15 protein-coding genes are annotated in these 21,497 nt (G+C 58.3%); 7 read left to right on the top strand and 8 right to left on the bottom strand.

What is annotated here, in order from left to right; all coding sequences use genetic code 11:
* Window positions 1-5: 5 nt before the first annotated feature.
* Genes bcsD through bcsO form a run of 6 tightly spaced genes read right to left on the bottom strand, consistent with a single transcriptional unit; the run spans window position 6 to window position 10,316 of the window.
* Window positions 6-485, bottom strand: a complete 480-nt coding sequence (gene bcsD, locus KXR87_RS16585) for a cellulose biosynthesis protein BcsD (RefSeq protein WP_437433316.1) — start codon at window positions 483-485, stop codon at window positions 6-8.
* Window positions 485-4,483 (bottom strand): cellulose synthase subunit BcsC-related outer membrane protein, encoded by a 3,999-nt coding sequence (locus tag KXR87_RS16580; protein WP_437433315.1) that lies wholly within the window; start codon window positions 4,481-4,483, stop codon window positions 485-487. The genes bcsD and KXR87_RS16580 overlap by 1 nt, the downstream gene beginning before the upstream one ends.
* A gap of 13 nt (window positions 4,484-4,496) precedes the next feature.
* A complete protein-coding gene (bcsB, locus tag KXR87_RS16575) occupies window positions 4,497-6,794 on the bottom strand; it encodes a cellulose biosynthesis cyclic di-GMP-binding regulatory protein BcsB (protein WP_437433314.1) in 2,298 nt (765 codons plus the stop codon).
* Window positions 6,791-8,896, bottom strand: a complete 2,106-nt coding sequence (gene bcsA, locus KXR87_RS16570; RefSeq protein WP_437433313.1) for a UDP-forming cellulose synthase catalytic subunit — start codon at window positions 8,894-8,896, stop codon at window positions 6,791-6,793. The genes bcsB and bcsA overlap by 4 nt, the downstream gene beginning before the upstream one ends.
* 17 nt (window positions 8,897-8,913) lie before the next feature.
* A complete protein-coding gene (bcsQ, locus tag KXR87_RS16565) occupies window positions 8,914-9,717 on the bottom strand; it encodes a cellulose biosynthesis protein BcsQ (protein ID WP_437433312.1) in 804 nt (267 codons plus the stop codon).
* Complete coding sequence (gene bcsO / locus KXR87_RS16560) at window positions 9,708-10,316, bottom strand: cellulose biosynthesis protein BcsO (RefSeq protein ID WP_437433311.1); 609 nt, start codon at window positions 10,314-10,316, stop codon at window positions 9,708-9,710. Before bcsO ends, bcsQ begins: the two co-directional genes overlap by 10 nt.
* 736 nt (window positions 10,317-11,052) lie before the next feature.
* Here bcsO and KXR87_RS16555 point away from each other — a divergent pair.
* Entirely contained in the window at window positions 11,053-11,937 is an 885-nt protein-coding gene (locus KXR87_RS16555; RefSeq protein ID WP_437433310.1) for a LysR substrate-binding domain-containing protein, read from the top strand.
* On the opposite strand, the gene KXR87_RS16550 is transcribed toward KXR87_RS16555, so the two are convergent.
* Complete coding sequence (locus KXR87_RS16550; protein WP_437433309.1) at window positions 11,890-12,747, bottom strand: DUF2877 domain-containing protein; 858 nt, start codon at window positions 12,745-12,747, stop codon at window positions 11,890-11,892. The two genes, KXR87_RS16555 and KXR87_RS16550, sit on opposite strands and share 48 nt — an antisense overlap.
* A 238-nt stretch (window positions 12,748-12,985) precedes the next feature.
* Between KXR87_RS16550 and KXR87_RS16545 the strand changes: the two genes are divergently transcribed.
* From KXR87_RS16545 to KXR87_RS16520, 6 genes are read left to right on the top strand one after another with little or no spacing between them, the layout of a single operon-like run.
* A complete protein-coding gene (locus KXR87_RS16545) occupies window positions 12,986-13,648 on the top strand; it encodes a cysteine hydrolase family protein (protein ID WP_437433308.1) in 663 nt (220 codons plus the stop codon).
* Between the two features lie 39 nt (window positions 13,649-13,687).
* Window positions 13,688-15,235, top strand: coding sequence for an acyl-CoA synthetase FdrA (gene fdrA / locus KXR87_RS16540; protein ID WP_437433307.1), 1,548 nt, complete (start codon window positions 13,688-13,690; stop codon window positions 15,233-15,235).
* A 3-nt stretch (window positions 15,236-15,238) separates the two neighbouring features.
* Window positions 15,239-16,630 carry an oxamate carbamoyltransferase subunit AllG family protein gene (locus KXR87_RS16535; protein ID WP_437433306.1) on the top strand — a complete coding sequence of 464 codons (1,392 nt, stop codon included), beginning with the start codon at window positions 15,239-15,241 and terminating at the stop codon, window positions 16,628-16,630.
* 2 nt (window positions 16,631-16,632) lie between these two features.
* Window positions 16,633-17,586 (top strand): carbamate kinase, encoded by a 954-nt coding sequence (locus tag KXR87_RS16530; RefSeq protein WP_437433305.1) that lies wholly within the window; start codon window positions 16,633-16,635, stop codon window positions 17,584-17,586.
* A gap of 29 nt (window positions 17,587-17,615) precedes the next feature.
* Entirely contained in the window at window positions 17,616-18,011 is a 396-nt protein-coding gene (locus KXR87_RS16525; RefSeq protein WP_437433304.1) for an allophanate hydrolase-related protein, read from the top strand.
* A 19-nt stretch (window positions 18,012-18,030) separates the two neighbouring features.
* Window positions 18,031-19,629, top strand: a complete 1,599-nt coding sequence (locus tag KXR87_RS16520; RefSeq protein WP_437433303.1) for a regulator — start codon at window positions 18,031-18,033, stop codon at window positions 19,627-19,629.
* A gap of 51 nt (window positions 19,630-19,680) precedes the next feature.
* On the opposite strand, the gene KXR87_RS16515 is transcribed toward KXR87_RS16520, so the two are convergent.
* Window positions 19,681-21,384, bottom strand: coding sequence for an AsmA family protein (locus tag KXR87_RS16515; RefSeq protein ID WP_437433302.1), 1,704 nt, complete (start codon window positions 21,382-21,384; stop codon window positions 19,681-19,683).
* Window positions 21,385-21,497: the final 113 nt, after the last annotated feature.

The following is a 21,497-nucleotide window of genomic DNA, read 5'->3' as shown; positions in this document are numbered from 1 at the left end:
CAGACTCATTGTGGGTTAGCGTAGCGGAACGTCACGTCCGACACGGAATAAAGGCGCTCACGGCTGAAGGCGACGTGCGAACCGCCGCCCTGGCCCAGCAGCCAGCGGGAATAGAGCCCCTCAAGTATGGCGCAAAAAGCGTAGCACCAACGGGTCTGGCTGTTTTCATCGCGGGAGACGGGCAGCGCCTGGTGGTGGAAGCTCATGCCGGTCTCACTGGCTTCGATATCGATAAAGCCCCAGTTGAACTGTGCCAGCTTCGCATTGATGTTCGCTTCCAGCTCGCCCACGGTCTCAGAACCCGGTAGCGGGAAGCGGTCCGCCATTGCCTCGCCCATCTGGCGCAAAAAAGGCTGACTCTCCGCTTCGCCGACGTTACGTACCATGCCATCAATCATCACGGTCAGCAGATCAAACCAGCCTGCCGGGGTCTGTTGCCCCTGAAAATAGGTATGCAGCAAAGGATTCGCCGTTACCGATGTCATTATTTGTCTCCCAACATATAGCGGAAATAGATCCCGGCGGTGCTTTCGTTGTAATTGCCGAAGGTGTCGTAACCTACTTTTCCGCCCACGGTCATATCTTTATTGACGTTGTAATCCACCCCGCCACGGAAGGTGTAACCAATGCCGTTTTGCGACGAGCTTTTGTACTGCGCTTCTTTGGTGAAGCCCAGGTCGGCCAGCTGCTGCAACATCTTCTGGGCATAGGGATCGTTCGGGAAGTAGTCGCTCTTATCCTGGGTATAGGACTGATAGCCCACCGACCCGCCAATGCTCAGCTTCCAGTTGTCGATTTTCTGCGAGAAGTCGACCGGCAGCGACACGCTGACGTAGTTCTGCGGGCTGAAGTAGCCCCCCTGGCCGAAGGTGTAATAGCTCAGGTTTTTGGAGAAGTTCATCCAGTTGACGCTTAAGCCGGTCTGTAGCTGGCGGAAATCGTCATGCCACGGACGCAGGTAAACCCCGGCTCCGGCATTCACGCTGGTGTTGCTTGCCACGTTTTCACCGAGGTAGCTGTAACCACCGCCGCCCACGTAGAAGCCCGCGTCACCATCGTCATAGCTCAGTTGCAGGTTGCCGCCGTTTTTGGTGACCTGGCCCCAGCGCTGGCCGGAATAGGTATCTTTCAGCCCCACGTAGGAGAGCAGGCTGTCGGTCATGGCGCGGCGCTCACCGGTGAAAATAAGCGACAGATAATTGGTCAGTTTTGGCGACCATTTCACGCCACCGACCAGGGTACTCAGATCCTGCCCGAGCGGCGTGCTGCCAATGTCCATACGATAGCTGTCGCCACTCAACGCCATATTCAGCTCAACGCCGCTGGCGTTTTGCGAGTCGGTTGAGGAGCGAATGGTGTCGTTGTAGTTCGCTTTATAGCTGGAGCGGCTCAGGGCGCGCAGACGGCTGGTATCACTGGTGTCCCCCAGCAGCGTGGTCAGCCTGTCGAAGCCCTTATCGGTAAACGGCGACAGATTATTGGCGTCTGCGAGGTTGCTCAGGTCGTCAAACTTATCGGGGTTGCCATCGTTGGCTGGCGAATTCCTGGCGTTGCTGACGGACGCGCTGATATTGCTCACCGCATTCGCCAGCGGGTTCGCGCCAGAGCGCCGCCAGGCATCGCCCGACGCACTGCCTGAACTTAAGGTTATCGGCGTGGCGGTAAATTCGAAGCGTGAATCGCCAAACGGTGAGCTGGACCAGGTGAGCGGCGCTTTCGCTTCCGTCAGTTTACTGGTACCTGACTCGCCGTCGCGACCACGGACTTCCACGCCGCCCTGCAACCACATGCCGTTCTTCTCGTCCATCTGCTGCATCATTTCGTCAACCTGACGCAGCGTGCGGGTCTGGGCAGTTTCCATTGGCAGATCGGTACGGGTGGTGCCCGGCAGGGTGGAGCCTGGCTCGCGTGCCTGCTGTGCCACCTGCCACGGCAGCGAGGTGCCATAAATGGAGTTCGGCGTGGCGGTTTTGCTGGTGGTGGTAAACGGGTTATCCGCCAGCAGCACGCCGCCGATGGTCGGGGTGCCGGTGCTGTTACCGGACTCAAGCCCAACCAGTTTGCCGCGCGCGTTACGCAGGTAAGTCATCGCCTGCTGATGGTTGCCTTTGGCCTCTTCCAGGCGCGCCAGCAACAGCATCCGCTCCGGGGAGTTATCACTACGCAGGCCGCTGGCAAGCGTCGTGGCCTTCTGCACGTTATCTTCTGCCAGCGCCACGTCGATTGCGCCCACGCGGGCGGCCTGATCGTCGGAGTCGCGGGTCATCAGGTAGTCATACAACACGCCCGCTTCTTTGTTCATCTTGCCGGTCTGGTAGAGGCGGCCCATAGCGAACATCAGGTCGGTATTCTGCGGGTCACTTTGCAGGGCGCGGATAAGCATGTCATACGCGGCTGCATAATTACCCTTCTCGCGCAGTTCGTCCGCCTCGTTAATCACATAGCCATTACGTACCCCCGCGAGCTGTGCCGGGGTACTGCGTGACTGGATCTCCGGGCTGGACATAAAGGTCTGCGCTTCCTGGGTCAGCCCCGCCTGATTCAGGACGGCCACCTGGTCGGCATAGTCCCCGGCGTTACCCTGCACACCCGCTTTCATGCTGTCACGCACCAGCGCGACGGCGCCGGTCATGTCGCCGGTACGGGCCAGCATACGGGCCAGTTTCCCGGCATCGGCCGGAGATTTCGGCGGCTGATTGGCCAGCGCTTTCAGGGTGTTTGACGCGGCGGTCATGTTCCCCTGCGCGAGGTAACGTTCTGCCGTCGCCATCTGCAGGTTGTAGTTCACGCTCTCAGAGAGATCGCGCATCTGGCCGTTGCGACTGGCGGGCGAAATCCGCCCCAGCAGGGAGTTAGCCTGCTGCCAGGCGCCGCTTTCGCTGGCAAAGAGCGCGGCGGCATAGAGTGAGTTTGCTCCTGCGCCTTCACGTCCGGCAGGGATCATCACCGTCGCGGCTTCGCCCTCCTGACCGGACTTTTGCAGCAGACGGGCCAGATCCAGACGCAGCCACGGGTCATCCGGCACGCGGGCCACGCCCTGACGCAGCACATTGATGGCCTGCGAGGTGTTGCCGCTGGCCTCAAGCTGTTGAGCCTGACGGCGGATAGGATCGCCCGGCGCACCGGCGACCGCACGCGGCGCAAGGCGCTGCTGAAGCGAGGCCGGTAGGGTGCGCAGAACGGCCTGCGCTTCGTCGGTTTTATTCTGATCGCGCAGCACGTAGTAGAGGTTTTCCCGCGCCGGGCCGTTTTGCGGCTGCTCGTTGAGCACGCTGCGCAGCGTCTGCTCGGCCTGCGGGTAATCTTTGTTCTGGCGCAGAACGTCCGCGCGGAACAGCCTGGCGGCGGTGCCGCGCTCGCCACTCTCCTGAGCGAGCGGGGAGGAGAGCGCCAGCGCCTGGCTGATGTTGCCCTCTTTTAAAGTCTGCTGTGCTTCAGCCAGCTGGCCATAAAACGCGGCGTCGGCAGCCTGCTCTTTACGCTCGCCAGAGGCATCGCCACCCTGGCTTGCCGCCCGGTTCAGGTATTGCGAAGCCGCTTTGTAATCGCCGCTGCGCTGGGCGATATAACCCATTCCGGCGAGCGCGTCGGCGTCATCCGGGTTGGTTTGCAGCACCTGTTCAAACTTGCGCTTCGCGGCACTGGCGTCCCCGCTGTTGAGCGCGGTATAACCTGCGCCTTTCGCGGCTCCACCAATATTTTTCCGGTAGTAGTTCTGAACGTCGGCATCCTGCGGGTGGCGCTGCAGCCAGGTGTCATAAAAGCGCTCGTCACCGGCCTGCGGCCCGAGCCACAGCAGCGCCTGACGTAAGCCCTCATCGGCATCCTTACTGCCACTGGCCATCGGCTCAAGCAGCAGAATACCGTCGCGGCGCGTCTCTTCACGCCAGGTCAGCATTTTCCCCAGTGCGATGCGGGCCGCATTGTCCTGCGGATTTTGCATGACGAACGTTTTCAGCTGCGCGACGGCCTGCGGGTAGAGCGCTTTGTCCCCTGCCATCGTCAGGTAATACTCCGGCGCCAGGCTTGGCGGCGGGGTTTCACCGTTGAACATACTGCGCCAGGTCGCCAGCGCCGCGGGGACGTTACCACTGCGGGCCTGTTGGCGGGCAAGCGACAACTGACCCTGCGGCACCTGAGTGAGCTGTTTGGCGTTATCCAGCGCCTGTAAACCGGCGTCGCCGGGTGAAACCTGCGCCAGGCGCGCGCGCCACTGGGCCGACGTTTGCAGATCGCCGTTTTGCTGCGTCCACAGCGCCATCAGGTACATCGCCTGCGTGTTGTTGGCATCCACCATCAACACTTTTTTCAGCGACTCCATCGCCAGGTCATCATGGGACTTTTCGTGCCAGTAATTCGCCTGATCGAACAGCGCCTTCAGTGCGGCGTCGTTTTGTGCAGCCTGGGCCTGACCCAGGGTTCCGAAAGTGAGGACGCCGGAAAGGCACAGCGTCGTCAAACGGCGGGCGGTTTTTATCGTCATTCTTATCACCCTCTTAGTTGCGTTTATCCAGATCCAGGCGTTTTTTCGCCCGGTTTCTGAGCCAGACATACAGCGACAGGCCACCAATGCAGCCAAATGCCAGGCCAAGGATGGCGAGCATGGCGGAGTGCTGGTTCGCATACCAGATAATCATCATCTGGGCGGGCATTTCGCCGCGTGGCGATTGTTCACCCACGCGGAAGCTACGCACGCCATTTTCATTGGTAATAACAGCCGCATCACCACGAATACCGGCGTTGATCCGCGCCGAGGTTAAATCGCCGTGCAGCCGGGACAGCTGCTCGTCATTACTACCGAGCGCCAGCACCACCAGACGGGCGTCATTCCAGGGTGACGGGAAGCTGACAAACCCGCGCCACGCCTCGTTAGAGGAGAAGTAGCGGTCCGCTTCCAGTCCGTCAGAGCTCCAGTCGCCCGCGACCCAGCGCTTAACCCGCTGCCAGGTGGTGAGTTCACGCACGCCCAGCGTGCTGTCGTGCAGCACAAACGGCGAGTCAGTGAGGAGGGCGCTGTTGAAGTCATGCTGATTCAACCCGCTTACCGCCAGCACATCACGCTCTTTGAGCAGTTCAGGGCCAGCGCCTGCGGTAGGGATACCCAACAGAACGCGGTTATGGCCAAGCGCCGTGCCGGTCGCATTACCGGAGCGTGCCGCCATATCCAGCAGCGTGGCGATCTGCGTCTCGGTCGGCTGGGCGGGTAGCATCAGTACCGTTTCTGAAAAATCGGCATTTCGCGTGAACGGGAATGAGGCGCCCACGAAATAGGAGAGGTTGGGTAGCAGCGCGAAGTGGCGGGTGTTGCTCAGATCAATCCACGAATCTTCTTCGATGCGGCTCTTAATGTTGTTGTTCAGCAGCACACTGCACGGCGCGCTCGCCTTCGGCTGAATATTAAAGTAGAGCGACAGCTGATTGTCGCCGTAAATCATGTACGGCTCCAGTGGCATGTCGAACTTCTCCTGTCGCGCATCGCCACCGAGTTTGTGCCACAGCGTTTCCAGCGCTCCCTGCTTGTTCACCGGCAGGTTGTGCAGGAAGGTGTCGTTCATGGTCATGCTTAACCAGGAGCGGTCTTCATCAATCCAGCTTTCGGTCGGGAAGCGGTAACCGATGTGCAGCGGAATGGTTTCGCCGTCCCACAGAAACAGGTCCGGGGCCGCACGGAACGCCACGCGCAGCGCATCATGCCAGAGGCCGGTGGTGGTGAGACTTTGATCCTTGCGGATCAGTTCAGAGAGCTTCACCGGACGATCGGTGGGGATCCAGCGCGGGGCATCGTAGGGCTTGCTCTCCGGGATCGTTTGTGCGCTGACCTCTTCAGACGGCGTTTGCAACGCAAAGTTACCACGCGTTAAGCGCCAGGCGGCGGTACGCAATTCGCCCTCATCCTTGCCCACCACCAGCAGCAGCTTATAAACCGGGTTCGCCGGGTTATCGACGATTTTCAGCAGCGGTCGGGCGGTTTGCGGGAGGGTAAGTCCGCCAATCTGATCGCCAGGATGGCCAATCAGGATGCCATTTTTCTCCGGCAGACGGTCGTGATAGGCCGCAAAGGCCACGCCACGGTAGTCGGCCTGAATCCCCATCCACGACGAAATCAGTGCACCTGCGCTGATGCCATCCGGGCTGAGGGTGGCAGGGAAGGCCATCGCGATTGCCGCCGGGGTCATCTGCATGCTGTCAAAGAAGGGGCGCGGGAAGTGGCTGAGATCTGAGCCAATATCCAGCTGCTGGCCTTCCAGTTCAAAATGCGAATCCGGCATGATAGTGACGCGATACTTATCCGTCAGATCACGCTGGCACTGCATGGCATCGCCATCGTTCACCTTGAAGCTCAGGCTGTTGCTGGAGACCAGCAGCGCGGCGGGAATATCCAGCTGATAGCTCGCAGTGTCGCTGTCGGCGGCGGTCAGCGGAACGGTGCCCAGCGGCTGCCCGTTGAGCATCAGCTGCATACTGGCGTTGCGGGTGGCCATCGCCGGCGATATTTTCAGGGTCAATGCCAGACGTGCGGTCGTGATGACCTGATCAACAGGCAGCGTAAAGGCCGCGCCGCCCTGAAATTGCCCGCCACTTAGCGAAATGCCTTGTGGGAAACCCATCTGCGCAATGCTGATGCTGTTAACCACCGAAGGAACAAACACCGGCGCGGTCTGGGAGAGCGCCGCAGGCGCCGTGGGTGCCGGTTCGTTGAGGCGTAACAGGGACTCAATAGACGTCTCTTCGCCGTAGGTTGGCGCGATAAACAACGCCCCGACCAGCAGGGCCAGAGTAGTTAAATGCTTCATGCATTCTCCTCCCGCGCTGCGGCCTGCGCACGTAACCGACGGTTTTCCCGGCGGCTTTTCCAGGTCAACCAGAAGAGATCAAACACACAACGCATGATGGTGCCCAGCGAGCGGAAGGGGTTGTCCTGTGGCTTGGGTGGATTAATCCAGGCGTCAGCACGGGAGAGTACAACGCGCACCAGCTCGCGGCGGCGCGAAAGCGGAATATCGTCGAACATCAGGCGGATAAACTCGTCATCGCTGGCAATGGTTTTGACCGGGATATTGATCGCACCGGACTGAAGCAGCAGCTCAATCTCTTCAATCTCATCCTTAAAGTGGCGCTCATCCGGAGCCACGATACGGCAGCCACCCATCGACAGATCGGCGGTAACGCTGCGTGACACGATGCCGCTGGCATGGTGCAGCAGCACCGGGATCGCCGCATCGACACGAATCGTTTTGCGCGTCTGGCGGGTTTCACGTGCCACCGCAATGGCGGCCAGCAGGAAGATCAGGCTGTATAAACCCCAGCCGACGTTAAGGGCGATAACGCGCGGGTCAACGCCAAAATAGTCATGGGCAAAGGCGCGCACGATGCCCGCAATCACCCCGGCACCCAGCAGGAGGGCGATAATCAGATGCGGACGTACTACGCTGAAGTCGAAGTAACCCACGTCCAGCAGCGCGCCTTTATCCGTAACGTTGAACTTGCCGCGCTTCGGGAAAATCATGGTCACCACGGTCGGTAGCACAATGTGGAAGGCCAGCACCAGGTCATAAATCTCACCCCAGAAGCTGTAGCGATGACGTCCGTTCATCCTTGAGTTCACATAAATCGCGAGGAACAGATGCGGCAGCGCGTAGGCGAAAATCAGATTCGCCGAGGAGTGAATGATGTTCAGGTTGAACAGCAGGTAGGCCAGCGGTGCGGTCAGAAACGCGATACGCGGCAGGGCAAACTGATAATAGAGCATGGCGCTCAGGTAGCAGAGGCGCTGTTGAATCGTCAGCCCGCGGCCAAACAGCGGGTTATCAAGACGGAAAATCTGCGTCATGCCGCGCGCCCAGCGGGTACGCTGAATCACGTGCAGCACCAGACGTTCGGTCGCCAGACCGGCAGCCAGAGGGATATCAAGGAACGCGGAACCCCAGCCACGACGCTGCAGCTTCAGTGCGGTGTGGGCATCTTCGGTGACGGTTTCAACGGCAAAGCCACCAATCTCTTCCAGCGCGCTACGGCGAATCACCGCACAGGAGCCGCAGAAGAAGGTGGCATTCCAGTTGTCGTTACCCTGCTGAATCGGGCCGTAGAAGAGAGAGCCTTCGTTGGGGATGTTGCGTCCAACGGAGAGGTTACGTTCAAACGGGTCCGGTGAATAGAAGTAGTGCGGTGTCTGTACCAGCGCCAGCTTCGGGTCTTTCAGGAAGCCGCCGACGGTGGCCTGCAGGAAGATGCGTGTCGCCACGTGATCGCAGTCGAACACGGTAATCAGCTCGCCCTGCGTCAGCTTCATGGCATGGTTAAGGTTACCGGCCTTGGCGTGGTTGTTGTCGTTACGCGTGATGTAACCGACGCCGACATCGGCGGCAAAGACCGCAAACTCACGACGTTTGCCATCATCCAGCAGGTAGATGTTCATCTTATCGCGCGGGTAATCAATACACTGCGCCGCCAGCACCGTATCACGCACCACGTCCAGCGGTTCGTTATAGGTCGGGATGTAAACGTCAACCGTCGGCCACTGGCTCATGTCGTCCGGCAGAGGAACGATGCCACGCTTGAGCGGCCAGATCGTCTGCAAATAACTCAGCAGCAGCATTATCCAGACGTAAACTTCCGCGAGGAATAACCCCATACCAAGAATGGTTTCTATCTCGGAGTTAAAGTGCAGCGTTTGCGTCAGCCGGAAGTACATGTAACGGGTTGATAACAGTACCGACATCACCACCATAATCACGGAGACGCTGCGCTTTTTACTGACCATACCCATTAAAAACAAAATGCCGATACTGAGCAGGCCAAAAATATACTGCTTTTGGCTGTCCATCGGCGTGATGACGACCAGCACGGCAATCGGGAGCATTGCCAGCACCAGCAAAAGGTAGAGGAACTTTTTCATGTGTTGCCCTGCGCGAATTAGAAGCCAGACATCGTCGGTTTGCTATGAACCGTGCCGTCTCCGATATGGACGCCTACAATCCCGGCGACCCGTTTCGCAATGAGTTCAATATCAAATGCGGCGGCGGAGGCAGGACTGAAATCAAAAATGGACTGCTGAGAGGCGTTCGCTTCCTGGACACTTTCATCGCGATGGATGACGCCCAAAAGCTGATTCCCTAGCTTCTCTTCCATGAAGGCGGTGACATCACGGCTAATCTGGCGGCGGTTGTCGCTCTGATTCAGCACAAAGTAATGGCCTGCTTTCCGGTTCAGCACATCGCCGGTCAGACGATTGTTTTCCACGTGCGGCAGCATAGAGAGGGAGGCCGTATCGGCCTGAAGGATAACCAGGTGCAGATCGGCCAGACGTGACATCGCTTTCAGGGCCGCCGATGGGCCGGGAGGGAAGTCGGCAACGATAACCAGGCCGGGGTAATTCAGTAAGGTGTTCAGGCCACGAACCAGAAAGTGTTCGTCGTGGGCCAAACGCTCTTCAAACTGCAGGCGCTGCTCTTCGGTGACCTCACCATACGGAAGGACAAAAATATTGCCGCCAGCGGTGAGGACAAACTGGCTCCAGTCTGAGGATTCTGTGGCTTTTGCGACATAGCCGCGGCCATCGGAGAGGGGAACACCAAAATGCAGGCGCAACGCATTCTGCACGTCAAAATCCAGGGCAAGGACTTTACTACCTGACCGCGCCAGTGCATAAGCCAGATTTGCCGTCAGGGTCGTTTTCCCGACACCCCCCTTTGGCGAACAAACACAAATCAACGGCATGAAGCGATCCTTTCTAACAAAGTGTGTAATGGCTGGTTTTTTTCTGTTGCCGGCTTCGACTCTGCCGGTTTGGGCGCAAACAGCCGGGCGTAGCTGGCAGGCGCGGGCCGTGCGTATGCCACCTGAGCGGGCGCGGGTTGCACGGGGGTAGCCCGGGCAGGCTCCGGCGGCACGGGTGCAGCAAGGTCAGGTGTTGAGGCTTCAGGCGTATCCGGGGCGGGTGTTACCGCAGCGGTTGTCTGCGTCGGTGCGGCGACAGCGCCCTGCGCAGATGAGAGTTGTTGCGCCACATCGCGCAGGATAGAGGTCGCGGAGGTCGGGGTAACCTCTGCGTGCGGCTCAGCCACGGTTTCAGGGTGCGCAGCCACGGGCTGGTTGCTCTGAGATGTGAAGAGGGCGGGGGTCACTGGCTGAGGTTGTGGCAGCGATACGTGGCCGCCCATAGCCAGTTTGTTCTCCTCGGATACGGGTGAAAGCTGATTGATAAGCGCCCAGCTACCCTTCTCTTGCGACGTATTTTGTGCAGACAAATCCTTGAAATCATACTGCTGGTTGCGGGTCTTATCCTTAAACCTCTGCAAATCATCATAGTGATTCATCGTTATACTCATGATTTACATAATAATTAGTACCCACTACCGATGTTATCCTGAAAACCAGGCACAGGCAGAGACATGCGTTATGTTGGCAGTGCGCCAGTTGTAGGGGTACGATGCAATGCAATGCTACGGCTATTACGCATTCGCCTTATTATCACGTGGCTCCCCCGTCCTGCTGCATGTGGTTTATCGCGGGCTGCGCTTATTGACCCAGTCAGAGAGTTATCAATGTTCATGGGGAGTCAGTCGCCGACCGCTGCGATGCAACGTAAATTATTGAGGGTTTAAATTACAGCTTTGCTAACACGCGCTTTATTTTCAGCAAATATATAAACTTCAGCTATACACATGCTATCTTTTTTTAACGTAGAAATCATTAAAGTATTAAATATCAATAACCCAGAATGGTGATTGAAGCGGGCATTTATCCAGGCCGTATAAGCAGTGTAAAAAACCGTCTTAAGTAAGGGATGAAGCATAAAACTCCAGAATAAATTGTGGGCTATTTAATTTTTTATTACGCGCTGAAATATATGGAAATAGGTTTTTTTCGTTAATCCTGCGTAAGCACTTTCCCTGGGTGATTAATTCCTGGATGGGCATTACCACCTTTATTAGCAGGATTGAATGCGGATCCTCACACTACGCTGGTTTGCACCTGCGTTATGCGGTAAACAGTACCAAAACGCTTTCAGGCAGGGGAGACGGCACGTTGATCAGTGCACAGGCAGTGAATGTGATTATCACCATTGCACGCTGTGGCAGTTTCGCTGCTGCGGCAGAAGAGCTGCACAAAGTCCCGACTGCGTTGAGCTACACGGTGCACAAGCTTGAGAGCGAACTCGGTCTTAAGTTATTTAAACGACTGGGAAAACAGCTGGAGCTGACCGAGGCCGGAAACTATTTCATTAAAAAAGGGCAGCTTATTCTCAGTGAGCTGGATGAACTCCAGTTTGCCACGCAGCGAATTGCCGCAGGGGTTGAGACGCGTCTCAATATTACGCTGAATAATATTGTCAGCCTTAAACCGCTTTATCCCCTGTTGGGGGAAAGTGAACGTCATTTTCCACAAACAGAAATTCATATTTCCATTGATGTGCATGACGGTGTCTGGGACGCCTTGCTGGAAAAGCGCGCCGATATTGCCATTGGCGCACCTAACCAGGTGGCGCTGCCCGGTGAGATCTGCTGCCTTGAGATGCCGACAGTCGACTGGTTATTTGCGATATGCCCGCAGCATCCTCTGACCGCCCTCAATCGTCCACTGCGTGCCGATGACCTGCGACGTTATCCTGCTGTCTGTATCCATGACACTTCCGTCAAGCTGGAACCCAAAGTGGCCTGGCAACTGCGGGGGCAAAAAGCGATTGTGGCCCCTGACTATCGCACGAAAATTGCCATGCACCTGAACGGCCTGGGCATCGGCTTTTTGCCGCGACATTTCTGCCAGCATTATATTAATGACGGGCAGCTGGCGCTGTTGCATGTTGAGGAGAGTAAACAGGCGACGCCGCTGTTTCTGGCCTGGCAGAACCGGCCTTCGCGCCCCTGTTATAACTGGTGGTTACAGCAGTTAAAACGACCCGACGTGCAGCGGGGTTTTTTCACCCCTCTCGCCTGAAATCTGCGCGGCCGTCAGCATGCCGGCCAGCATATCGTGACCAGAGGAGTGACCATAATCCGCCACCTTAGCCACCAGGCCAGGCCAGGTCTGCGCATTACCCTGGGTCAGTCCGAGCAGTTGTTCGCCGTAGTGCCCCTGGCACGCCTGTGCCAGCATCGCCCGGCTGATATCGGTGGTGCGGGTGAGTAAACCAGGCAGGGCATCCCTGAACGGTAGAGCTTCAGGTTTCTCAGCCCACGCCAGGACCAGCAGCACCCCCAGCAGAAAATCATCTCCCGCCGGTGTTAGCCCTTCACCTCTGCCAATAAAGGTAGTGAGGATGGCGTGAAGGTTACCCTCTCTGCTGCGCAGCCAGTGGATGAGGGCCGCGTGGGCAGCCATCAGTGTGTTGTCAGCGGTCAGTGCCAGGCGGATACCCTTCGCGGGCTGGCGGGCGAAAAAGGCCGCAATGTGCCTCGCCAGTTGCGCGCAGGCAGGGCCGTCGGAATGGGCAGAAAGTCGTGTTGAGCGCATCACGCTGTTATTCAGCAGCATTTTTATCTTCTCGCCACGCAGATTGCCCGCATCGTCCAGATAAAGGCGCTCGCCCACGCGAAACAGCGGTTGCAGGTCATGGCGGTTAATAAGGATGCCTGCCGGTGCCAGCGGCATTCCCTGCGTCTGAATTACCCACAGGTCGCCCCGGGTGGTTTGCAAATTACAGGCGCGCTGAAAGAGGGAGTGCACGCGCAACCCGAATGCAAACGGAGCGGTTAATCGCAGCGAATCGCAGTGATATGCTGCCTGAGGATCCGGTAATGTGGTCACAGTGATTTCTGGTATCCGTTTAAGATCACAATGTTGCCCGTTTATTTTTCACGGGCATATTTTGCCGCATCTGCACGTCATGCAGGAAAAGACGCGGCAGTACAGGATTTACCCATTATGGTCGTTCACTGCGCAACGGTGGCTCATTTTTTTTGAGGCTGAGACAGAAAACCTTTTTGCGCACATACCTTTATCACTCCGTACACTCCACTTAAGTCAACATCAACAAGGGAACGTTATGCGCACGATTAAAGCACAACCTTTTGACTTTCAGTTTGACCCGAACACCACCGCGCTGGTGGTCATTGATATGCAGCGTGACTTTGTCGAAAGCGGCGGATTTGGTGAAGCCCTCGGCAATGACGTCTCTCTTGTTCGTCGGGCGATTGAACCTTGTGCCGCATTGTTAAAAAGTGCGCGTGAAGCAGGCCTGCTGGTCATCCATACCCGTGAAGGTCACCGGGATGACCTCAGCGATTGCCTGCCTGCAAAACGAACCCGTGGTGGAAAAACCTTTATTGGCGAGCAGGGCCCGATGGGCCGCATTCTCGTCCGCGGCCAGAAAGGCCACGACATTATCCCGGAGCTGGCACCCCTGCCGGGCGAGCCGGTTATTGATAAACCGGGGAAAGGGGCATTCTATGCCACCGATCTGCATATCATTCTGCAATCTCACCGTATTACCTCTCTGATTATCTGCGGCGTTACCACGGAAGTGTGCGTCCAGAGCACGGCGCGTGAAGCGAACGATCGCGGGTATGAGCTGGTCATCCCGGAAGATTGCTGCGCCTCCTATTTCCCGGAATTTCACAAAGCGGCGCTGGAGATGATCAAAGCCCAGGGGGCCATTGTTGGCTGGGTAAGCGATTCAGCGGCGGTCATTTCGGCGCTACGCCCATGACGTGACGCCGGACATAAGGCTTTCGTTCGAGGAGTTAAGATGGCACTGCATTACCAATGTTTCCCGAATCTGTATAAGGACTCCGTTTCCCTTATGCAGATCTCCGCCCGACTGAATGCCCTGGATGGCGTTGAGCAGGCTTCGGTGGCGATGGCCACCCCCGCCAATCTCGAGCGTATGCGCGATGCGGGTCTGGAGATCACCCTTGAGGCGCGGCCCAACGATCTGTTGATCGCGCTCGACGCGACAGATGAGACGGCGGCGCAAGCGCTGGAACTTGCCGCCTCGTTGCTGCGGCCATCGACAACGCAGGAAACATCGAATGACGTGCACCGCCCGGCGGTCAGTATTGCTATGGGAGTGCACGATGAAATGCAGGCCAACTTCGCCCTGATTTCGGTGCCGGGGCGTTACGCGGCGGCAGAAGCCCTGAAAGCGTTGAGCCAGGGCCTCCACGTGATGCTATTTAGCGACAATGTCCCCGAAGAGCAGGAAGCGGCGATTAAACGTTATGCCAGCCAGCATGAACTGCTGGTCATGGGGCCGGACTGCGGTACTGCAATTATTAACGGTATGCCGCTTGGCTTTGCCAACGTGGTGCGGCGCGGGTCAATAGGCCTGGTGGCTGCCTCCGGCACCGGTTTACAGGAAGTAAGCTGTCATATTCACCATCTCGGCGCGGGCGTGTCGCAGGCTATCGGCACGGGCGGACGAGATTTACATGAGGCTATCGGCGGCCTGAGCATGATTCAGGGAATACGTATGCTCGCCGAGGATCCAGACACTACCCTTATTGTTCTTATTTCAAAACCGCCCGCACCAGGGATTATGCAAAAAGTACTGGCCAGCGCGCGCCAGAGTGGCAAACCGGTTGTCGTCCATTTTCTCGGCGCCGAAGACCACAGCTTAGAATATGAAGGCGTTATCCCCGCACGCAGCCTGCTCCATGCAGCTGAAGTCGCGGTAGCCACGTCAGAGGGCAAAAAAGCGCCTCAGGAGTCCAATACCAGGGAATCCCTCCTCGCCGAAGCCCGCACCAGAATCGGGACGATGGCGGCAGTACAAAAAGACATTCGCGGCGTTTTCGCCGGTGGCACATTCTGTTACGAAGCACAACTCGCCCTGCTGGCGGCTGGCCTCACCTGTGAATCTAATGCGCCTGTTCAGGGCGCTGAGCCGTTGCGAAATCCCGGGCAGGGTAACGGACACAGTCTGGTTGATATGGGTGCCGACGAATTCACGCAGGGCCGACCGCATCCGATGATAGATCCCACCCTACGCAACGCGCGCCTGCTTTCCGAAGGGCGCGACCCCGCAACGGCTGTCCTGCTGTTCGATATTGTCCTGGGCTACGGTGCCAGCGCCGATCCGTGCGCCAGGCTGCTGCCGGTACTGGACACCCTGCAGCAGGAGGCTGCCCGGCAGCAGCGAACACTTTTACTGATCGCACATGTTTGTGGCACTGAAGACGATCCCCAGAATCGTCAGCAGCAAATTGCACGTCTGCATCAGGCGGGTGTACTGGTGGCTGAGAGTAATATCGAGGCTGCACGGCTGGCGGCATTTGTCGCACAACAACGGAAATAGAGTATGACGTCGTTATTTCAACAACCACTTAGCGTTATCAATCTCGGTCTGGAGAGCTTCGCCGATAATCTGCGTGATGCCGGTGGGGACGTTTTGCATCTGCAATGGCAGCCGGCAGCTGAAGGGGACGAAAAGGCTAACTGGATGCTGGCGACACTGACCGCCGATACGCGGGTCGATGCTGCCAATGAAATTGCGCTTCAGCGTTACCTGGATGCGCAACCGGTGCTGGTGGACATCACCACCGCCCGGGACGCCATTCCTGCGCTGGCGACAGCGCGTAAAATTCTTCATGCCGGTCCGCCCATCGCATGGGCGGATATGTGCGGCCCGATGCAGGGCGCGATTGCCGGTGCCATTGTGCTGGAAGGCTGGGCCGACAGCGTTGAGCAGGCCATGCTGATGGCCGCAAACAGCGAAGTCGCGCTGGAGCCCTGTCACCATTATCACGCGACCGGACCCATGGCGGGCATTATCAGCCCGTCGATGCCGGTGTGGGTGGTCGAAAACAAGACTCACGGTAATCGCGCTTATTGCAACTTCAACGAAGGCCTGGGCAAAGTGCTGCGCTTTGGCGCTAACCACGAAGATGTGCTCAACCGCCTGCGCTGGATGGCTGACGTCCTTGCTCCGACGCTTAAACAGGCGCTGGCGATGAGCGGCAACATTGAACTTAAGCCGCTTATTGCTCAGGCGCTGCACATGGGCGACGAGTGCCACAACCGTAATGTGGCGGCGAGCGGTCTGCTGTTCCGCCGCCTTGCTCCCGATCTCGCGCGCATTGCGCACGGGCCGGAGGTGCTGGAGTTTATTGCCGCTAACGACCACTTCTTTCTTAATCTCTCAATGGCCGCCTGTAAGTCGATGCTGGATGCTGCAAGCAACGTCCCGCACAGCTCAATGGTGACGGTGATGGCGCGCAATGGGGTGAACTTCGGGATTCGCCTCTCCGGGACCGGCGACCGCTGGTTCCAGGCACCGGCTAACCCGGTCAACGGTCTCTTCTTCCCCGGCTTTGGCGTCAGCGATGCGGCTGCGGATTTAGGCGACTCTGCGATTACCGAAACCGCAGGTATCGGTGGTTTTGCGATGGCGGCATCGCCTGCCATTGTGAAGTTTGTTGGCGGCACCCCGGCCGATGCGGTGCGGCACAGCCAGGCGATGCATGAAATTACGCTGACCACACAGCCAGCGTTTACGCTGCCTGCGCTGAATTTTGTTGGTAGCGGCTGCGGAATTGACGCCCGTCGCGTCGTGGACAGTAACATTCTTCCTATCATCAACACCGGCATTGCCCACAGGCTGGCCGGGGTTGGACAAATTGGTGCGGGCATTACCACCGCACCGCTGGCCTGTTTCATTGCTGGACTGACCGCGCTCTCCGAAGGGGGATAACCATGTCTGGACGCCGCATCGCTGTCGTCGCCGTCGGCGGCAACGCGCTTATTCGCTCGCCGGGTGAAAACGCCCTTGAGCAGCAGTATGAAGCCGTAAAGGAGACCGCCACGCATGTGGTGGAGCTGATTGCTGAGGGCTGGCGTGTTGTCCTGACGCATGGCAATGGACCGCAGGTGGGGTTCATTCTGCGGCGCAGCGAAGTGGCGAAAGAGGCCGCCCCGACCGTGCCGCTGGAATACGCGGTGGGAGATACGCAGGGGGCGATGGGCTTTATGTTCCAGAACGCCTTAGGCAATGCGCTGGCCGCGCGGGGGCTGGCGGAGGTAAGCGTGGTTGCGCTGGTGACCCGGACGCGCATTGACCCCAACGATCCGGCGTTTGCGAAGCCAGATAAACCCATCGGCGCGCACATGGATCATGAGACGGCGACCCGTCTTGCCAGCACGCAGGGCTGGCAGATTAGTGAAGACGCCGGGCGTGGCTGGCGACGTGTGGTGGCTTCTCCCGCACCGCTGGACGTTATCGAAACCCCCATTATTCGTACCCTTCTTGAACAAAATGTCCTGGTCATCGCCTGCGGTGGCGGCGGCATCCCTGTCTGGCGCGACAGCGACGGCAGTCTGGTTGCCGCGCAGGCCGTCATCGATAAAGACAGAGCTTCGGCGCTGCTCGCCTGTGAACTGGGCGCGCAGATGCTGCTTATTCCGACCGGGGTTGATCAGGTGGCGGTTGATTTTGGTACGCCGCAGCAGCGCTGGCTTAGCCAGCTTTCCCTCAGCGAAGCCGAAACCTTGCTACAGAGTCGTGAGTTTGGCGCAGGCAGCATGGCCCCGAAGGTTGAGGCGATGCTGACCTATCTGCGTGGTCAACCGCAGGGCATCGGACTTATCACCACGCCGCAGGGTATTGCTCGTGCGCTGCGTGGCGAGGGCGGAACCCGTTTTACGTGCTAGTACAGGCAGTCTATTCAGAGCAAAATACTATGATAAATAACAAGATCTTACTCGCAGTAAATGGCACATTAATGCGTGGCCTTGTGCTCAATCCGAATATGATTGCTGCACAGGCTGACTTTATCAGGGAAGACACTACCGCCGCCTGCTACCGCTGTTGGACCATCAACGATAATCATCCTGGCATGATCCGTACCCCCGGGGACGGTGGGCCGATTGCGCTGGAGATTTGGGCCGTTCCGCCTGCGGGACTTGGCGAGATTTTACAAAAAGAGCCTGCCGGGTTGTGTATCGGCAAAGTGGAGTTGCGTGACGGTAGCGAAGTCCTTGGCGTACTGGCCGAACCCTGGCTGGTGGAAGGGCAAAAAGAGATAACCACCCTGGGAGGCTGGAGAGCGTATACCGGCCACTATATGACTGAGTAATAACGTCAGGAGTAGGATCATGGCGCAAGGAAACACCGCTTTCCGACCACAGCTCTGGGTCGCGGGCGATTTAAACGCTTTTTTTGGTCTGTTCACCAATGTCTTATTGAATGTGCTGGTCCTCTCCGGGCTGGCGTTGTACGTCGCGCAAATTCCGGCGACCACCGTTTATGGCCGTATCCTGCCCGCCCTGGGCATTGCCCTTCCCCTTGGAAACCTCTTCTACGCCTGGCTTGCCTGGCGACTGGCCCGGCGTGAGGGTCGCAATAATGTGACCGCCCTGCCGTATGGTCCCAGCGTGCCGCATATGTTTATCGTGGTGTTTGTGGTGATGCTGCCCACACTGCTCATCCATAAAGACTGGATGCTGGCGTGGAAGCTTGGGCTTATCTGGGCGATGATCGTGGGCGTTATTGTCCTGCTCGGTGTGGTGGTCGGTCCGACTATCCGTAAATACACCCCGCGTGCCGCCATGCTGGGGACGCTGGCCGGTATTGCCATTGCATTCATCGCCATGCGCCCTGCTTACCAGATGTTTGATACCGCGTGGATTGGGGTCATCTGCTTTGCCATTATTCTGCTCAACTGGGTCGGTAATGTGCGTCTGCCGTTTGGCCTGCCGGGCGGGCTGGCGGTGGTTATTGTCGGGTGCGTGCTGGGCTGGGGCGCGACCTTCTTAGGTTTCAGCGACATCATGAATCCGGCGGCGGTTAAAGAGGCGGCGGGCAATTTTGCGCTGCATCTGCCGTCGCTGACGGGCGATGTGTTCAGCGTGCCCTCTGAGCTGGTCTGGCCGCTGCTGGTCACCGCAATCCCTCTGGGCATCTTCAACTTCACCGAAATCCTCAACAACGTCGAGTCGGCAGCCGTGGGCGGCGACAGCTATAACCTGCGTGCGGTGCTGGCGGCAGATGGTGTTGGGGCGATTGTGGGCGCACTGCTCGGCTCACCGTTCCCGCCTGCGGTCTATATCGGTCATCCTGGCTGGAAAGCGATGGGCGGGCGTATTGGCTACTCGCTGGCGACCGGCATCTGCATGGCGATTGTCTGCTTCCTCGGCCTGACCGCCCTGCTGCTGTCGATCATTCCGCTGGTGGCGATTGTGCCTATCCTGCTGTTCATCGGCCTTGTGATCGGCGCACAGGCGTTCCAGGTATCCCCAAAACGCCACGCCCCGGCTATTGTGCTGGCATTAGTGCCGAACATCGCCGAATGGGCGAAAACTCAGGTGGACGGTGCGCTGAATGCGGCCGGGGCTAATACCGTCAATCTGCCGGCTGAAGTGATGAGCAATATGGCCAACAACGGCGTGCTCTATAACGGCATGGCGACCACTGGTGGCGGCGCGGTGCTGGCGGGGCTGATGATGGGGGCGATTGCGGCCTTTATTATCGATCGACGTTTTAACTGGGCGGCGGTCTATGCCGCAGCGGCCACGGTGCTCTCCTTCTTCGGCTTTATTCACGGCCACCAGATGGCGGTGAACGCCTCGCCAACGGTCACCTTTGCCTATGGGGTGGTCACGCTGATGCTGACGTTCCTCGCCTGGCGTCAGGTGCGGGAGCAGGGCGTACTTGACTGGTCACCTGTTGATAACGACAAAGAGCCGCTGGTCTGATGGTTTAGCAACACCACAGGTGCCATCCCCGGATGGCACCTTTTTTTTGGTCTACGGCTGTGACGCGGCGACGTCTGCGCCCGCCACCACACCACCGCGCATGCTCTGCCTGATCTGCTGCTGTTGCGCATTTACCGCCGACAGCTCACCGTTCACGGTGGGTTTGAGAGGGGCATCGGCCTGAACCCGGCCGGTGGCCGTCAGTTGCAAATTACCCTCACCGCTGACCGGTAACACCGGCCATCCCCACTCCTGCAGTACGTTCATGGGTACGCCGCGCCCGTTAAGGCTGAGGTTGACGCTGCGCTCAGGCGTTTGCCCCACCACCGCGGTCGCTTCAAGCAGCCCTTTGCCGGTAAAGGCGCTCAGTTCAGTGATATTAACCGTACTGCTGTTGGCGCTCAGCGCTAATGACGGGCGGCGAACGTCCACGCGGTTAAAGGTCGCAGCGGCGGCATTCAGCTTAAGGTTGCCATTCCAGATGCCCCACTGACGATCCCGCGCCAGCATCAGGTTTGCGCCGTAGCCGTCAAGGGCGGTGAGTTGCCAGGGGAAGGTGGGATCGATGTCGATGACCAGATTACGGCTGGCACTCAGTTTTTTCACTTCAACGCTGTGCAGCCAGTCAGGGAGCCTGTCCATCCAGGTCTGTTTCCAGGTCTCAGGCAGCGTGTACTCCAGACCGACGATGGCCGCATCGTTCAGCACCAGTGCTTTACCACTGCGCGCCCAGTAGCCTGAGGTGCGCACCATGCCGTTCTCCCACCGGGTGGTGAACTGTTTAACGGCGATGCCCTGCGGGGTGAAATCGGCGTTGAGAATGGGGTCAAAGAAGTGCAGTGAGCCGTAAATGAATTCGTTGGCGTTCATCGACAACTGACCGTCATCGGTATGCCAGTCACCGTTGGCAAGCGTCAGGTTACGCAGACTCAAATCAAGGTCGGTAACGGCCCATGCGGGACCTTGCAGGCGCGCATCGGTGATGTCCAGTCGCCCGATTTGCAGCAACGGCAGGGTGGTCAGTGGGGCGAAAAAGTCAGTCAGCGACTTGTCGCTTTGCAGGCGTATATCGTTCAGACGCAGGTTATCCACCACCCAGCCGCCGTTTGCGTCACGCCGCGCATTGCCGGTGAGCGAACCACGTGCCATGTCTGCGCCGAGAGTGGTTAATGTCACCGTGCCTTTATCAATGCTCCCCTGTATCAACACGTTGCTGGCGGGCACGCCGTTAAGGGTCATGGAGCCCGCGCTCATCTGGATTTGCGCCTGCGTTCCCAGCACGTTCCCGGCAACCGGCTGCCAGGGACTCACGCCGCCCGTCACGCGCTGGGCGCTGAGATCCCAGCCGGTCGCCGGGCTGTTAAAGGCCATATTGCTCAGTTGCAGGCGGTCAGCCTGGAAGGGCAGAGGCGCGGTAGCCGGCGAAAGATTCAGCGTGCCATCCTGAAGCAGGATGGTATCGGTATGCAGCGGATCGGTAAGCTGGCGGCTGCTCAGGCCGATGTCGACACCTTTAGCGACCAGCGTCGCGGGTTGGCCCTTGCGGCCAAAATTCACATTGCGTAAACGGACATGGGACGGCGAAGAAAGCGCGTGATCGATGGCATCGAAAGTAAGGTGATAGTCACTGTTTTCGTTAATCCAGTTACTGGCCTGGGTTGCACCCCACTGCGTTTTCAGCAGGAAATAGCAGGCAACTACTGCGATCAGCAGGACGATAACAACGAAAAGAAGGAGCTTTCCAATAAATTTCATGATCTTCCATCCTCGAATACCGATACAGGAGTTATGCACGATTTGTGCGCAATCCTCAAGGTACGATTAGTGAAAGAGCGTTACAGCGGGGCGACAGCGGCAGCGGTGTGACC

The organism is Yokenella regensburgei, from assembly GCF_051486985.1.
Taxonomy (GTDB): Bacteria; Pseudomonadota; Gammaproteobacteria; order Enterobacterales; family Enterobacteriaceae; genus CBFFRJ01.
The sequence above is the reverse complement of the archived record's forward strand: the minus strand, read 5'-3'. Positions and strand labels throughout refer to the sequence as shown.

Coding starts and splice junctions, on each gene's coding strand:
- bcsD (WP_437433316.1), bottom strand. CDS start 485: ATGACATCGGTAACGGCGAATCCTTTGCTGCATACCTATTTTCAGGGG.
- KXR87_RS16580 (WP_437433315.1), bottom strand. CDS start 4,483: ATGACGATAAAAACCGCCCGCCGTTTGACGACGCTGTGCCTTTCCGGC.
- bcsB (WP_437433314.1), bottom strand. CDS start 6,794: ATGAAGCATTTAACTACTCTGGCCCTGCTGGTCGGGGCGTTGTTTATC.
- bcsA (WP_437433313.1), bottom strand. CDS start 8,896: ATGAAAAAGTTCCTCTACCTTTTGCTGGTGCTGGCAATGCTCCCGATT.
- bcsQ (WP_437433312.1), bottom strand. CDS start 9,717: ATGCCGTTGATTTGTGTTTGTTCGCCAAAGGGGGGTGTCGGGAAAACG.
- bcsO (WP_437433311.1), bottom strand. CDS start 10,316: ATGAATCACTATGATGATTTGCAGAGGTTTAAGGATAAGACCCGCAAC.
- KXR87_RS16545 (WP_437433308.1), top strand. CDS start 12,986: ATGCGCACGATTAAAGCACAACCTTTTGACTTTCAGTTTGACCCGAAC.
- fdrA (WP_437433307.1), top strand. CDS start 13,688: ATGGCACTGCATTACCAATGTTTCCCGAATCTGTATAAGGACTCCGTT.
- KXR87_RS16535 (WP_437433306.1), top strand. CDS start 15,239: ATGACGTCGTTATTTCAACAACCACTTAGCGTTATCAATCTCGGTCTG.
- KXR87_RS16530 (WP_437433305.1), top strand. CDS start 16,633: ATGTCTGGACGCCGCATCGCTGTCGTCGCCGTCGGCGGCAACGCGCTT.
- KXR87_RS16525 (WP_437433304.1), top strand. CDS start 17,616: ATGATAAATAACAAGATCTTACTCGCAGTAAATGGCACATTAATGCGT.
- KXR87_RS16520 (WP_437433303.1), top strand. CDS start 18,031: ATGGCGCAAGGAAACACCGCTTTCCGACCACAGCTCTGGGTCGCGGGC.
- KXR87_RS16515 (WP_437433302.1), bottom strand. CDS start 21,384: ATGAAATTTATTGGAAAGCTCCTTCTTTTCGTTGTTATCGTCCTGCTG.